The organism is Pseudomonas sp. PvP089, assembly GCF_017875165.1.
In the GTDB taxonomy this organism is placed as follows: Bacteria; Pseudomonadota; Gammaproteobacteria; order Pseudomonadales; family Pseudomonadaceae; genus Aquipseudomonas; species Aquipseudomonas fortuita.
In genome coordinates this window covers 88,986-101,828 of sequence record NZ_JAGGME010000002.1, presented here as the reverse complement: position 1 = coordinate 101,828, position 12,843 = coordinate 88,986, and the positions used below count along the sequence as shown (strand labels likewise).

Genomic DNA, 12,843 nt, shown 5'->3' with positions numbered 1-12,843 from the left:
CACCCTGTCAGAGACCTGAAGTCAGAATTACATTTTCGTAAGCTTCTGGTTGGGGCCGCGGTTTGCCTGCAAACTCAGGCCACCCGATTTTTGGAGTCTGCTCGCATGAAACTACTGGTAGCTGAAGATGAACCCAAAACCGGTGCATACCTGCAGCAAGGCCTGAGTGAAGCGGGCTTCAATGTCGATCGGGTTATGACCGGTACAGATGCTCTACAGCACGCGCTGAGTGAGTCCTATGACCTCCTGATCCTGGATGTGATGATGCCTGGGCTGGACGGGTGGGAAGTGCTGCGCATGGTGCGCGCCGCAGGAAAAGACGTTCCCGTATTGTTCTTGACGGCACGCGATGGTGTGGAGGACCGCGTTAAAGGGTTGGAGCTAGGTGCGGACGACTACCTAATCAAGCCATTTGCTTTTTCAGAACTTCTGGCCAGGGTCAGAACGCTGCTGCGTAGAGGCAATGGCTCACCCACGCAAACAACGATGAAAATTGCCGATCTGGAAGTCGATCTGATGAAGCGGCGTGCGATCCGTGGCGGGAAAAGAATTGACCTGACCGCGAAGGAGTTTTCACTGCTGGAACTGCTACTGCGCCGGCGCGGCGAGGTGCTCCCGAAGTCGCTGATTGCCTCTCAGGTTTGGGACATGAATTTCGACAGCGACACCAATGTCATTGAGGTTGCGGTACGCCGGCTACGCGCAAAAATCGATGACGATTTCGATCTCAAGCTGATTCATACCGCCCGCGGCATGGGATACATGATGGATGCGCCGGAGTGAATATGAAGCACCTTTCGCTGACAGCACGCATGAGCCTGATGTTCATGTCCGCGGTAATTGCAGTCCTGACGGTAGCAGGGCTGAGTTTCAATATGCTCAGCCAGCACCACTTCAAGATGCTGGATCGGCAGGCCCTGGTGGAGAAACTCGAATCCGCCAAACATATCCTCAACAATGCTCGCGGTGAAGCGAGCCTTTCGGAAGAATTACCGCAGTTGCGAGCCTTGCTGGGAGCCCATCAGGATCTGGCGGCCACTATCCTGGCCAGTGACGGTTCTGTACTGTTCTCCGACCCCAGAGCAGTCGAAGTACCAGAGCGTTTCAGACGTGAAAATGAGCAGAGCATGTGGGAGTGGCAGAACGGCCAACACATGTACCGCGGCATGACGGCGCAAATCTCGGTAGCCGATCAGGCTGAGCCGCTCACAGCTTTGCTGATTCTTGACGTCACCAATCACACACACTTTTTCGACACGCTGCAACGATGGTTCTGGATTGGATTGGTCATCAGTGCCCTGTTCAGTGCCGCGCTCGGCTGGGTGGTTGCTCGCAGCGGCCTTAGGCCTCTGCGGCAAGTCACTCATGTGGCCTCCGGGATGTCCGCTCGCTCGTTACAGGAACGAATCCCTCTCGAACCAGTGCCGCGGGAACTTCAGCAACTGGTTCTATCCTTCAATGCGATGTTGGCTCGGCTAGAGGATGCCTTCGTTAGGCTCTCCAATTTTTCGGCCGACATTGCCCACGAGCTACGCACGCCCGTTAGCAACCTGATGACCCACACCGAGGTCGTGCTGAGCAAGAAACGCGATATCAATGCCTATGAAGAGAATCTCTACTCCAACCTGGAGGACTTGAAGCGCATGTCTCGGATGATTGATGACATGCTTTTCTTGGCCAAGGCTGATAATGGCCTGATCATCCCCGAGCAGGCCAGGATCGAACTGGCTGACGTAGTCTTCAAGCTGTTTGACTACTACCACCTTCTGGCCGAAGAACATGGCATTGAACTATCGCTCACAGGCACAGGCCAAGTGCTGGGAGATCGGCTGATGCTTGATCGTGCACTTTCCAACTTGCTGTCCAATGCACTGCGCTACACGCCGGTGGGACATACAATTTCGGTTTTGATCCGCGAGACAGCGGACTCCACAACCTTCAGCATCGAGAACCCAGGGGACACAATTAGCTCAGAGCATTTAGAGAAGCTCTTCGACCGCTTTTACCGGGTCGACCCCGCTCGGCGGGAGGGAAGCCCGAGCAACGCCGGGCTCGGACTTGCCATCACCCGATCCATCATTGAGGCTCACAAAGGCCGCATCTGGTGCACCTCAGCCGCCGGCCTCACGGGCTTTCACATCGAATTGCCCCATTCCAGATGATGCCGATCTGGCGGTAAGTAGGCTACAGCTAAACCGCTAGCCCAACTTGACAGGGTGGGTGCAACTCGACTGAGCGCAGATTGCATTCGCCATCCAGATAGGTAACGAGCGGTGAGCTGACACCAGATCACCCCATTCGCTCTCGGGTAGTAGTTTATGAAGTTTGAAAACGGCATACCCCACGCTTGCCTCGCCAATCCAATCCAATGCTCGAATGGCTTCCCCCGCTCCAGTAGCGCCTAGAGCCATCAACCATCGAGGCGCATACCGAATCGACACGGTGGTCTTGCCTACCTGAAGCTCCCTAGAGCGTCCGTCGGTTAGAAAGACATAGCGAACTGGAACCTGTGTGCTCAGCCCTAATTTATTCGCGGCACGAGCCCCGTGGTCGACCAGCACTTCACCCAGCGCATTAGCCAGCGAGTGGACAACCTTCTCCGGTGCCGGCGGGCGCACGCCGAACCGAGTTTCGACTGCGGCAACATAAATGCCCCGAGCAACGCGAAACAGCTTTCCACCTTCGACCAGGCGAGAGAGTCCTCGCTGCACAGCATGGCGAGAACCATGATGCAGGAATCTGCTAGGTGTCAGAACCTCACCTTCTGGAAGCTGTTGAATGATGTCCAGGATTTTCTCGGGAAGAGCCTTCATTGTCCTGTCAAACCTCGTGAGTGGCCCTGCCAAGAACCACCAGAGGTGGCGACCATCTCATGCGGGACACATCATCGAACAATAGACCTGGTGCTTGGCTCCGTCCTGTGAGTACAGGCAATCTCTGTGCGAGTAGGTCTGGCCTGATGCCGTTTGGAAGTCGTAGCCCAAGACTCGTTCGTCCCGGTCATAGACCCTTATCAGCTCGGTCAGCTTCTCCATCGTCCAGTCATTGGATCCATTCAGCCTCGCAGGCAGTACAACCTGGACTGCCTCGACCAGCGTTCCCTCAGCGCGTCTTTGTAGCATGAACACTTGACCATTTCACTCAACGCGGGCGAATGGGAAGAGAAAAAACTAACGCCTTACCAGGTGGTCGTCCTTTGGAGCGAGTGGTCAGCAGCTGCCCGCGGGCGACTGAAAAATGAGCTGGAAATAGCCCGGCAAGAGAACATAAAAGCCAAAAAAGACAAGCAGGCATCCCGCAGTTACCTCTTCTTTGTGGGTGCCCAGGATGCCAAGAACCCTGCAATTTTCCATGTGCTGGATCATCGACTCATTTGCACCGCACATGACGAGCTGGTGTTCCCAGTGCGCAGCTAGGTGCAGATCGGGGCCGCGGAAGGCGGTCTTATGGCAGTCCCTCGGGCCAGTTTGAGATGTGTTGTAGCGCACTCAGTTGCCCAGGGAACACTCCTGTGCTCTCGACATAGCGCAATGCGGATTGCCCATCGCTCCAGCCTACGTACTGCATCAGCGCTTTGATATCCCAGCCGCTGCGGGTGGCCCAGGTGGCAAACCCGCGGCGCAGCGAGTGGCTACTGTACAGCTCCGAAGGCAGCCCTGCTGCCTGCAGTACGGCGCGCATGAGTGGGACAACGCTATTTGGGTGCAAGCCCTGCTCACCTAAGTGCCCCCAGCGATCAATTCCACGGAATACCGGCCCGCGTGCGATACCCGCAAGACTGATCCAGTCGACGTAGGCTTGTACTGGGCACAGCCTGGCCAGCGCCGGCGCGTTGAAGGTCTGGCCTTGGTTGTCCCGATCACCTTTGCTCCAGGGCAGGAACAGTTGCATGCCCTCCCCGGTCCGCACCTGGATGTGCTCGACCTGTAGGCGACATAGCTCATCACTGCGAAAGGCCCGCCAGAAGCCGATCAGTATCAGAGCGCGATCGCGGCAACAGCGCAGTAGCCGTGGCAAGTCGTCTTCCGCGCGGGCCTGCTCCAAAGCTTGTTCCAGCCACAACACGCACTGTTCGAACTGGCGCAGCTGCAAAGGTTCGGCCTGCTTCTCTTGGCGTGGGTGCAAAGTACGAATGCCCTTGAGGATCTGGCGGACCAGCGGAGTCTTGGTCGGATCCGGGAAGCCTTGGCTGACATGCCACTGCGCCAACGCCGCGAGGCGCAACTTCAAGGTATTGCTGGACAGGGTGGCGGCGTGATCGACCAGATAGCGCACGACTGTATCGCTAGTCGCCGGCAGAAAGCCACCCCACGTCACCTCGAAGTGCTCAAGCGCCTGCTGATAGCTCCGCCGGGTGTTGGCACGAGTGCCGGCCTGCAGGTACCGCTCGATCTCCTGGCTCATCTGAGCGCATCCCCTTGGTGTACCGGTGAGCGACTGCCAAACGACAAAAACACCGCATCACCTTGGATAATTCATGATTATCCAATTCTAGAATACGAGCGGAAAAAAACGAAGTTCTTGATAATATGCTATGTATTTACATAGTACATACCACAGAACGAAATCGTCAGGAGTTCCACTTATGGCCCGCGGTGGCATCAACAAAGCAATCGTGCAGAAAGCCCGGAATTCTCTACTCGCCCGCGATATCCACCCCAGTATTGATGCGGTGCGCATCGAGCTGGGCAATACCGGTTCAAAGACCACCATTCACCGCTACCTGAAAGAGCTTGAAGACGCCGAGCGCGGCCGGGATGCGGCCTTGATCCCGCTCAGCGAACAGTTGGCCAATCTGGTCAGCCAACTGGCAGATCAGCTAGAGGAGGAGGCGCAGGCCGCCGTGGCCCAGGAGCGCGAACAACTGGCCCGCGAACGGCTCGATTACCAGCATCGGTTTCGACAGGCCGAAAACCGCATCCAACAACTGGAAGGCCAGACCGCGCTCGACGCGGAACGACTTCAGACCACTCATCACGAGTTGCAGCAGGCCGAGATCGAGAACGCCCGCCTACAGCAGGCTAATCGCGACCTGGAGGAGCGGCACAAGGATCGCGACGCACAGATCCACTCGCTGGAGGAAAAACACCGACATGCGCGCGACACCCTGGAGCACTACCGGCAGGCCAGCAAGGAACAGCGTGAGCAGGAACAACGCCGACACGAGTCGCAGATACAACAATTGCAACTAGAACTGCGGCAACTGCAGCAGACCTTGATAATCAAGCAGGACGAACTGACGCAACTGAACCGCGACAATGCACGCTTGCTCACCGAGGCGCGGCAGTTGCAAAAAGAGCGACATGCACAGCAACAGCTAGTGGCGCAGAAAACTCAGGCCCTGGAGGCTCTGCAGAGCACGCTGGCCGGCTCCGAACGCTCGAATGAAGCCCTTGAACAGCGTTGTCGCACATTGCAGGAGGAGGTGTCCCGGCTGAGCGAAGCATCCGCGCTTCAGGTGCAGTAGACGCAGGGCCTGCAGGAGCGCTTGGTCGAAGCCACTACACAGCTAAAGCTACTCGGGGTGCCGCTTGTGAACAGCGATGGCGCACGTAGCACATGAACCGGCACACTGAGCCTATGCACTGAGCGGAGGTGGAGATGACACTACTTGAGACTGCCGATGAGGGGGCTGCGGAACCTGTCCGGCTGACTACGCCGCTGGGCCAGGCCATTGGTAATCTGTTCGCCCGGGCCTTGCCGCTACTGGATGGCAATCCGCCAGGCTCACTCAAGGTCTTCGTCTTCGGCGGCTGCGCGGTGCACCTGCTCACCCATGCGCGTGGTAGTGCGGACATCGATGCGGAGATCGAGGCGGCCCGTGTGCTGCGTAAGGACGAGATCATGGCCGTCTACACACCGCCAGAGGGATATGAGGACGGCGACGGCCGCGACTTGCAGGTGTACCTGGACCAGAACTACACCAATGCCCTCGGGCCACTGCACGAGGATTACCGCGAGCGCGCCATCCCCATGGAGGGTTTCGAGGGTGAGCAGCCGCTACATATCTTCGTTGCCGCCGGCGTGGATCTGGCCATCTCCAAGCTCGGCCGCTTTACGGAAAACGATCAATCTGATATCGAACAGCTCATCGAATGTGGCCGTGTCGATGTCGGCCAGTTTGTTACACTAGCAACAGAGGCAATCGATTATGCCGTGGGCAACCGAAGTGCAATGCTAGGCTGCCTGAAACTGGTCACAGCGAAGTACCTGGAGGATGGGCGAGATGCCACGTCTGGATCGTAAACAAAGCTTTGGCACGCTTCTGGAGACTGTCACCCAGCAGCGTCTTAGCCAAGTTGCGTCCGATGCTCTTGTGGAGCTCGCCAAGCAGTTGTGGTACGAAGAGCGCGACCTCGTGCCAGTACTGCAGCGTGAAGTGGCAGGCAAGCTGCGCCAGCCTGAACAGAAGCTGCGTGCCCTCTATCTCGTCGACCTGCTGCGTCGCTTTCCCTGTGTATCAACGGACAAAGCCGCGCGCCTAAAAGGCTTTGTCAGCAGTTGGTCAAACCTGAAACCAGCAGAGCGCTCACCGCGTGCGACCCAGCTTGTCTCTCGCTACCAACTCGACAAGCTGGCCTATGAATGGGGGCTTGAAGAGGACGTCAGCAAGCAGATGCAGGATGTCCTGGCTTTCCAAACCCGCCATTACGCGGCCACCCAGGGCGTGAAGACGGGCTATTCAGAGCCAACGCCCGTCAGCTAGCAGCAGAGCACGGCAAAATGGACGGGGAATGGCCAATTCAATAAATCACGACCAACGACTCGCTGATCTAACACGCGAGGCATTGGCCGACGTGAGCGAGGGTTTGGTGATCGATCACGCATTGGTCGAGACTTGGGCTCAGAGCCTTGATACCGACACCCCAGTACCTTTGCCAACTCCAGATCGGCCTACTTAATTCGCAGCAGGCCGAACTGATCCTCAGCGGTATCTGGCTGAAGCCATTACGCTAAGCGCGCCTTCGCTTGAGCAGGATTTCCAATCTGTTCGTTTAAGTGCGGCAAGTTACAGAGCGAATGCCCTAATTTTTGCCTTATCTCGGCACGCCCTCTTGTCGAAATAAACTCATTAATAACAATGAGTTACAGGACAAATGAGTGAATTTCCCCCTTGCCTCGGCATAACCTCAATCAGGCGTTCAGAGCCGTTTCTATAATTGACTATAAAAGCCTATAAAGCCCACCCTGAGCAGCTCAGCGACGCTAGAAAAATATTTAAATACAATCAGTTGCAGCGCGTATGTCCTAATTTTCCTTTATCTCGGCATGACCCCTGCAGCTGACGCCGCAGCCAGGACAGTGCTGGTTACAGCAGCGAAAGCATTTATCAAAGCGGATTGCACAGCTGGATCGTTGATTGCGAGAAGCATGATGGCCCCCTGAAAGTTGACTTGCTCCATGGGGATGCTTCACAGAAACCAGTAAATTCCAGGCACAAAAAAACCCGCTCGATCGGCGGGTTTCTGTAAGCCTTAGTGCTTGGCGCTGGGAGCGCCTTTGCTGCCTGAAGCCTTCGCAATTTCTGCCTTGATGGCTTTGTAGGCGCCAATCACAGGCGCAAAGTAAATCCGAGGCGCCTGTTTGGCAGCACTCAGGAATTCCGAAGTGAAAGTCGTTGCTTTCATGTGCTCGCCCCTCTCATGAGAAAGTATCTAATGACCTACATATAGCAAATAGGGAGAGAACCTTCAAGCGAGAGAAACAATTTCGCCAGCCAAAAGAAAACCCGATTCGCATAAGCGAACCGGGCAGGTGCAGCGTTCGGACGGAAGACCACCCGTCAGATCAACAAGGCCAATGTGCCAGTTTGGAATTTATCAGACTCTGAGCCCGTCACCTCATCCATCTCAGGATGGGCAGAACGAATCGGAAAGTTAACCACATTATTGCGGGATGCCATGAGCGCCCGCCCTATCTCCTCACCCACAGAAACAAACTTTGGAAAGCAGACACTCTGGCCGCAAATTTCATGACCAATAGTTTCAGAAACTCCATCAGTTAAACCTGCAGGAATCCCTTTGAGCCTTTCGTGTTCGGCTTTAGTGAAGAGCCTGCTGAGGCCTGTTTTTTCAGGATGCAATATGAACGGTTCGGTACTTCTTCCTTTTTTGTAGCCCGTCCCTAACGTGCCACAACCTGATTCATTTCCAGTTAGCAACTGCCTGGAGAATCCCTTGCCTTCAGACTTGTCTCTTTTCTCCTTAGTTGCTAAGTATTCATAGGATTTCCAAGATTCATCGTCGAGAGGTATATCATCGAGTATCGCATTGATGCATGTCTCTCTGACCTTGTTCACCTTCAGATTTTCAAACGAGAAAGAGTCCCCTAAACCATGCGTTATTGCCACCACAACCAGGCGTTTCCGGTGCTCCAGCGTCCCGTAGTCCCATCCATCAAGAACAGCTTCATGCACTTTGTATCCGAGGTGAATAAACACGCTTCGGATAGCTGCCATGGAAGCTGTATTTGCGTACTCCCCAACATTTTCAATCAGCGCAACACAGGGGTTGACATGACGGAGCCAGTTGAGATAATCCACGAAAAGCGCACCTGCATCAGCATGATCCTCTGCAAAATCGAGCTTATTCTTCACCTTTCCGCTACGTGATGCCCCAACACAAGGTATTCCCCCTGTCAAAAGCTCACATTGCGGGGTATGTTCACTGAGGTACACGTCTCGTACGTCTGAGTTTATAGCAATCGACTCTTCTGTCCAAATCTCATTATTGTTTCGCATTGAGCAGTCGAGATACTCGCTCTCCAACTCAACACCGACCTGAACGAATGAGCCTACACCGGATTGCATTAGGCCAGAGTGCACTGCGGCGTCTAGGACCCCGCCGCCGTGGAAGAGGCTGCATACAGCAAGCTTTTGTCCTCGCTCCAACTTTTCCTTCATGCGCTTGAGGCGCTCGCGGATCTTTGTCTGAATCTGCAAAGCAGTAATCACAATCCGGCCACGACGAATCGCAACTCGGACCTTATGGTCATCTTCAAAGACTTCACGGATTTGCTCAGAGCGCAAGTCGATTACTGGATGTACAACCCCATTACGCTCACGCTTAGATACGCTGATGCACTTCCCGGAAAAGCCAGTTGGAACCTCAATTAGTTCGAGACGTCGTGCAATCTTGTCTGACTTAATCGAGTACTTCTTGCCAATCTGAATACCGGCTGTCAGGAGGTGACGGCCTTCCATAAAGACACGTGAAACACCCTTCGATTCGCCGATTTTTGCGTTGATGATGGTGGTCATTGTGGTGCTCCAAGTAGTCGACACAGCTCCCCAGGCGGGGACTGAGCCCGATTGGGGGAAATGACAAACTGGTTGTCTGTACTTCCTGGAATGCGTAACAGAGACCGATATTTTTCTCGGGCAACAAAAAGCCCCCGTCAACGCGGAGGCTTGGGTACCCTGCATGGCTCAGATCGACGCTGGCACATCCTCGCCACCCAGCACCTGGTAAAGCGCCGGGAGAAACTCGGCCAAGGTCATCATCATCAGCGCGAACGTCGCATCTGCCTGCGCTAAGGCGTCATCGCCCCCATCCTGCTCAGCCTGGGTCTGGAGCAGGTCCTCGAATTTGAGGCGCCGGATAACCAGCTTGTCGTCCAACATGAACGACAATTTGTCCTGCCAGGCCAGCGCCAGCTTGGTCACAAGCTTGCCGGTTGCAAGATGATTCTTGATCTCGCCACTGGTGAGATCCTGTCGCTTGCAGCGCACCGACCCACCCTCGTCACTGGTGTCCTGCAGTTCACATTCGTCCAGGACGTGGAAGCCCTCGCCCGCTTGCTCGTTCTTGAGCCAGTCAGTGAGGGTTGCAGTCGGAGCAATCTTGACCGTCACTGGCCGCACCGGCAGCGAACCGAGCACTTCACGAAGCGTGGAGAGCAGATCCTCGGCTCGTTTGGCACTCGCGTTATTGACGATAATCAGCCCGAGCTTTGGCGCGATGGCTGCCGTGATCACGCCGCGGCGGATAAACGCCTTCGGCAACATGGCCTGGATTGTCTCGTCCTTGATCTGGTCGCGCTCTTTCTTATACACCTTGCGCTGCTGCTCTTTCTCGATCTCCTCGACCTTTTCCTTCACAGCATCATTCACCACGCTTGCTGGCAGGATGCGCTCTTCCTTCCGAGCACTGATCAGGAAGAAATTACCGCTCTGGTGAACGAGCGGAGCCTCCTCTCCCTTGCCCAGAGGCGCGACAAAGCCGAAGGTGACCAGCTCTTGCGAACCGCACGCACGGGCGGGCTTCGACGCCAGGGCGGACTGCAGCGCCTCCGCCGCAAATTCAATATCTTGAGTCAGACGATAAACAGTCAGGTTCTTAAACCACATGGTCATGCCTTGTTAGGTGATTTGGGTGATGACAGTGCCCTCATGAGCACTGTCTTGGATGCTTGAGGTTGAAGCTTCTACGTGCTTCGGGATACTGCTAGGTGCTATGCCGATCAGCTGGCTGCCGTGTAGCGAAGGCAAGCGATCTCTTCGCGGGGGTTTGGCCGATCGAGCTCTGCCCACCATCCTCCCCACTCCTCACAGCTGACTGGCCGCGATGTGCCGGGCGCCACCTCTACGCAGAACTTGCCTACGTCCGACGACCAGGTGACCGCCAGCAGGGAGGCCTCAATTCCGTCCTTACCGCTCCAGTTCCAGTAACGGCCTGCACTTTCGGGGGCCACTTGAGACCAAATCCGGCGTGCACGGCCTTCAGAATCCTGCGGCCGGTCTTCATGCACGATCTCCACCGGGCACGTAGGCGACCCACTGCAGGGCGTGAGTAGCCCTTCAGTACCCACCTGTTGGAGCCAGGGCATTGGCGAGTTCATGTACGCGATGTAGTTGGCGAAGAGATTGGCCGTGTCACGCACCCCCACGGCCGTCGCGTACTTCAAGAGCTGAGCAGCCTGTGATGGTTGTGGCGCTGTGAGCAGCTTTCGCAGAAACACCGCTTCAGCGGCGGAGAACTGGTGACTGCCGACATGGCCGATGGCTCCCGACGGAACACTGAGCCCCGTTACATGCGCCTCGATCATTGCTTGGTCGAGCGCCATATCGAGAGACTCACCGCCCAGAAGAGCGTCGATGCCGATACGCACCATTGGGGCATTGGCTTTCCCAGTCCGCAGGGCTGGACCACGCAAGTAGAAATACCGCTGGGCGGCCTTCAAGAGCACAGCTGCAATGTCAGCAGTGCCGGCGCTGGTAGCGCCGGGGCCTACATCAAGCAAATTCCCCATGGTGTCCGTCTCTCACTGGGCGCTTGCGATCGACAGTCTTGGTGCCTGCTGCAGAGCAGGCTTCGAGGTTTCGTTGGCCTGAGCTGCCTTGAGTTCCGCCAGCTCTTGCTCCAGCTCCTCACAGCGCCGGGTAACCTGAGCCAGTGCACGAACCGTCAGATCACCCTGCTCATCCCGCTCAATGCTCAAAGCCAGGCGGTCGATGATTTCAGAGTTCATGCTGCGGTGATTTTCTTTCGAAATTTCTGCGATCTTCTCTCGCATGCCATCCGGCAGGCGGACAACAAACTTGTCAGCTGTGCGGGAGTTAGTGCGAGGCTGGGACTTAGGCATGGGGATAACCTCAGGAATGACCGGCTGTCGGTGCTTCAGGTGAAATGTGATTATGCGGCGCGAAGGTGCCGGGACTTGTTCTCGCGGCTCTCCTTGGCTTCCACCGTGAGAAGAGACCGGGGATTAGAGAGCAGGCGTCGCAAGCCGATTGGCTCACCGGTATCAATGCAATAGCCGTAACTGCCGTCGGCAATTGCCGACATCGCCAGTTTGATGTCGCGCAGACTTTGGTTCTCGCGCTCGATGCTGCCCAGAATTGATTGACGCTCTTGCTCGATCAGCGCTGCGTCAACTTCGTCTGGGGCTTTTTCCAAACCCGTCAGGTCGACTCGCAGCTGATCGATGCGCCCCATTGCGGTAGCACTTTCACCCACCAACAGGCTTTTGAAGAACGCTACCTGGTCAGGGTTCATGTACTGGTCTTCGGGCTGTTGCAACAGTTCCTCAGGGGTCATCAGTTGGGCCTCGTGATTAGTTGGGGCAATGTGCCTCGCGCCAGCGTCTCGGGTATCGATACGACAGGTTGATGGCACCATGCTGTCATTTTCACACGCATCGATATTACGTCCAGTATCTGAAACGCACAACACATAAATTACACATACGTGTTATGCATGCGACAGAAAAATATTCATCTCGACCGCCCTGGCTTTCCGCTGGGCAAGAAAAAACCCCAGCGCTGAGCGGTGGGGTTTGGGTGAATCGTTATGCAGCTGCCGGCTGAAGGCTCCGTTTATCTACGTAGATCTGTTGTACGAGATGAACCCGGTCTGGATTCTGCTGCGCGAATTGAGCAAGGGCGGCGCCCGGGCTACCACCACCACAACGGAACGTCTGAAGCGAATCTTCGTTTGGCACCGAGTAGACCAGCAAAAATGCGGTGTCCTCGTGATAGCGATTGGCTGCGTAGTCTGCAGCCTTGCCTGTCAGGCCAGCCATCTCAACGACCCACAGCATGGTCTGAGCTCGAACCTCAAGCTCGACCATCGCCTCTTCGCCAGCTCGTGGGAACTGTACTTGCGAGAAGTCGCGGTCAAGGTAGGCTTTCTTCGCTTTCTCATACCCACTGAGCATGAGATGAGCGAAATCGCCGAACTGGAACGCCAGCTTGGCGCGCAGAAGGTCCAGCGGCTGATAGAAATCAGGAGCCGTCCAATCAGCAGGCACACGGCCTTCAGTGGAGACTGCTACAGCGTGGGTTGGATTGGTCATGATCGCGGCACCTCATGTGCGTTAGGTTTGTGGGTGGTTATGGCGCAC

General features: G+C 55.9%; 14 protein-coding genes. 6 read left to right on the top strand and 8 right to left on the bottom strand.

Going from position 1 to position 12,843, the window contains the following annotated elements; all coding sequences use genetic code 11:
* Positions 1 to 105: 105 nt before the first annotated feature.
* On the top strand, positions 106 to 783 hold the full coding sequence (locus J3A71_RS30300; RefSeq protein WP_004577572.1) for a heavy metal response regulator transcription factor: 678 nt from the start codon (positions 106 to 108) through the stop codon (positions 781 to 783).
* A gap of 2 nt (positions 784 to 785) precedes the next feature.
* Entirely contained in the window at positions 786 to 2,162 is a 1,377-nt protein-coding gene (locus J3A71_RS30295; RefSeq protein ID WP_016487036.1) for a heavy metal sensor histidine kinase, read from the top strand.
* A gap of 36 nt (positions 2,163 to 2,198) precedes the next feature.
* Here J3A71_RS30295 and J3A71_RS30290 read toward each other — a convergent pair whose 3' ends face one another.
* Positions 2,199 to 2,813 (bottom strand): DUF6088 family protein, encoded by a 615-nt coding sequence (locus J3A71_RS30290; protein WP_004374692.1) that lies wholly within the window; start codon positions 2,811 to 2,813, stop codon positions 2,199 to 2,201.
* 315 nt (positions 2,814 to 3,128) lie between these two features.
* On the opposite strand from J3A71_RS30290, the gene J3A71_RS30285 reads away from it, so the two are divergent.
* Positions 3,129 to 3,416 carry a hypothetical protein gene (locus J3A71_RS30285; protein WP_016487034.1) on the top strand — a complete coding sequence of 96 codons (288 nt, stop codon included), beginning with the start codon at positions 3,129 to 3,131 and terminating at the stop codon, positions 3,414 to 3,416.
* Between the two features lie 28 nt (positions 3,417 to 3,444).
* Here the strand turns inward: J3A71_RS30285 and J3A71_RS30280 are convergent, their stop codons facing one another.
* Entirely contained in the window at positions 3,445 to 4,404 is a 960-nt protein-coding gene (locus tag J3A71_RS30280) for a site-specific integrase (protein WP_004577575.1), read from the bottom strand.
* Between the two features lie 181 nt (positions 4,405 to 4,585).
* On the opposite strand from J3A71_RS30280, the gene J3A71_RS30275 reads away from it, so the two are divergent.
* From J3A71_RS30275 to J3A71_RS30265, 3 genes are all read left to right on the top strand, one after another.
* Positions 4,586 to 5,467 (top strand): DNA-binding protein, encoded by an 882-nt coding sequence (locus tag J3A71_RS30275; RefSeq protein ID WP_004577576.1) that lies wholly within the window; start codon positions 4,586 to 4,588, stop codon positions 5,465 to 5,467.
* Positions 5,468 to 5,601: 134 nt separating this feature from the next.
* Entirely contained in the window at positions 5,602 to 6,246 is a 645-nt protein-coding gene (locus J3A71_RS30270) for a DUF6036 family nucleotidyltransferase (protein WP_004577577.1), read from the top strand.
* On the top strand, positions 6,227 to 6,706 hold the full coding sequence (locus J3A71_RS30265; protein ID WP_004577578.1) for a hypothetical protein: 480 nt from the start codon (positions 6,227 to 6,229) through the stop codon (positions 6,704 to 6,706). The genes J3A71_RS30270 and J3A71_RS30265 overlap by 20 nt, the downstream gene beginning before the upstream one ends.
* Before the next feature lie 1,077 nt (positions 6,707 to 7,783).
* On the opposite strand, the gene J3A71_RS30260 is transcribed toward J3A71_RS30265, so the two are convergent.
* The 6 genes from J3A71_RS30260 to J3A71_RS30235 all read right to left on the bottom strand — a co-directional run bounded on the left by J3A71_RS30260 (position 7,784) and on the right by J3A71_RS30235 (position 12,795).
* Positions 7,784 to 9,259 (bottom strand): DNA cytosine methyltransferase, encoded by a 1,476-nt coding sequence (locus tag J3A71_RS30260; RefSeq protein WP_004577579.1) that lies wholly within the window; start codon positions 9,257 to 9,259, stop codon positions 7,784 to 7,786.
* 168 nt (positions 9,260 to 9,427) lie between these two features.
* On the bottom strand, positions 9,428 to 10,348 hold the full coding sequence (gene rdgC, locus J3A71_RS30255; RefSeq protein ID WP_004577580.1) for a recombination-associated protein RdgC: 921 nt from the start codon (positions 10,346 to 10,348) through the stop codon (positions 9,428 to 9,430).
* A 113-nt stretch (positions 10,349 to 10,461) separates the two neighbouring features.
* Positions 10,462 to 11,250: a hypothetical protein gene (locus J3A71_RS30250; protein WP_004577581.1), complete on the bottom strand. Its 789-nt coding sequence runs from the start codon at positions 11,248 to 11,250 to the stop codon at positions 10,462 to 10,464.
* 12 nt (positions 11,251 to 11,262) lie between these two features.
* On the bottom strand, positions 11,263 to 11,583 hold the full coding sequence (locus J3A71_RS30245) for an Arc family DNA-binding protein (protein WP_024717873.1): 321 nt from the start codon (positions 11,581 to 11,583) through the stop codon (positions 11,263 to 11,265).
* 50 nt (positions 11,584 to 11,633) lie between these two features.
* Complete coding sequence (locus J3A71_RS30240) at positions 11,634 to 12,038, bottom strand: TraR/DksA family transcriptional regulator (RefSeq protein ID WP_004577583.1); 405 nt, start codon at positions 12,036 to 12,038, stop codon at positions 11,634 to 11,636.
* Positions 12,039 to 12,288: 250 nt separating this feature from the next.
* The gene (locus J3A71_RS30235) at positions 12,289 to 12,795 is read right to left on the bottom strand and encodes a hypothetical protein (protein WP_004577584.1); all 507 of its coding nucleotides are present in this window, start codon (positions 12,793 to 12,795) and stop codon (positions 12,289 to 12,291) included.
* Positions 12,796 to 12,843: the final 48 nt, after the last annotated feature.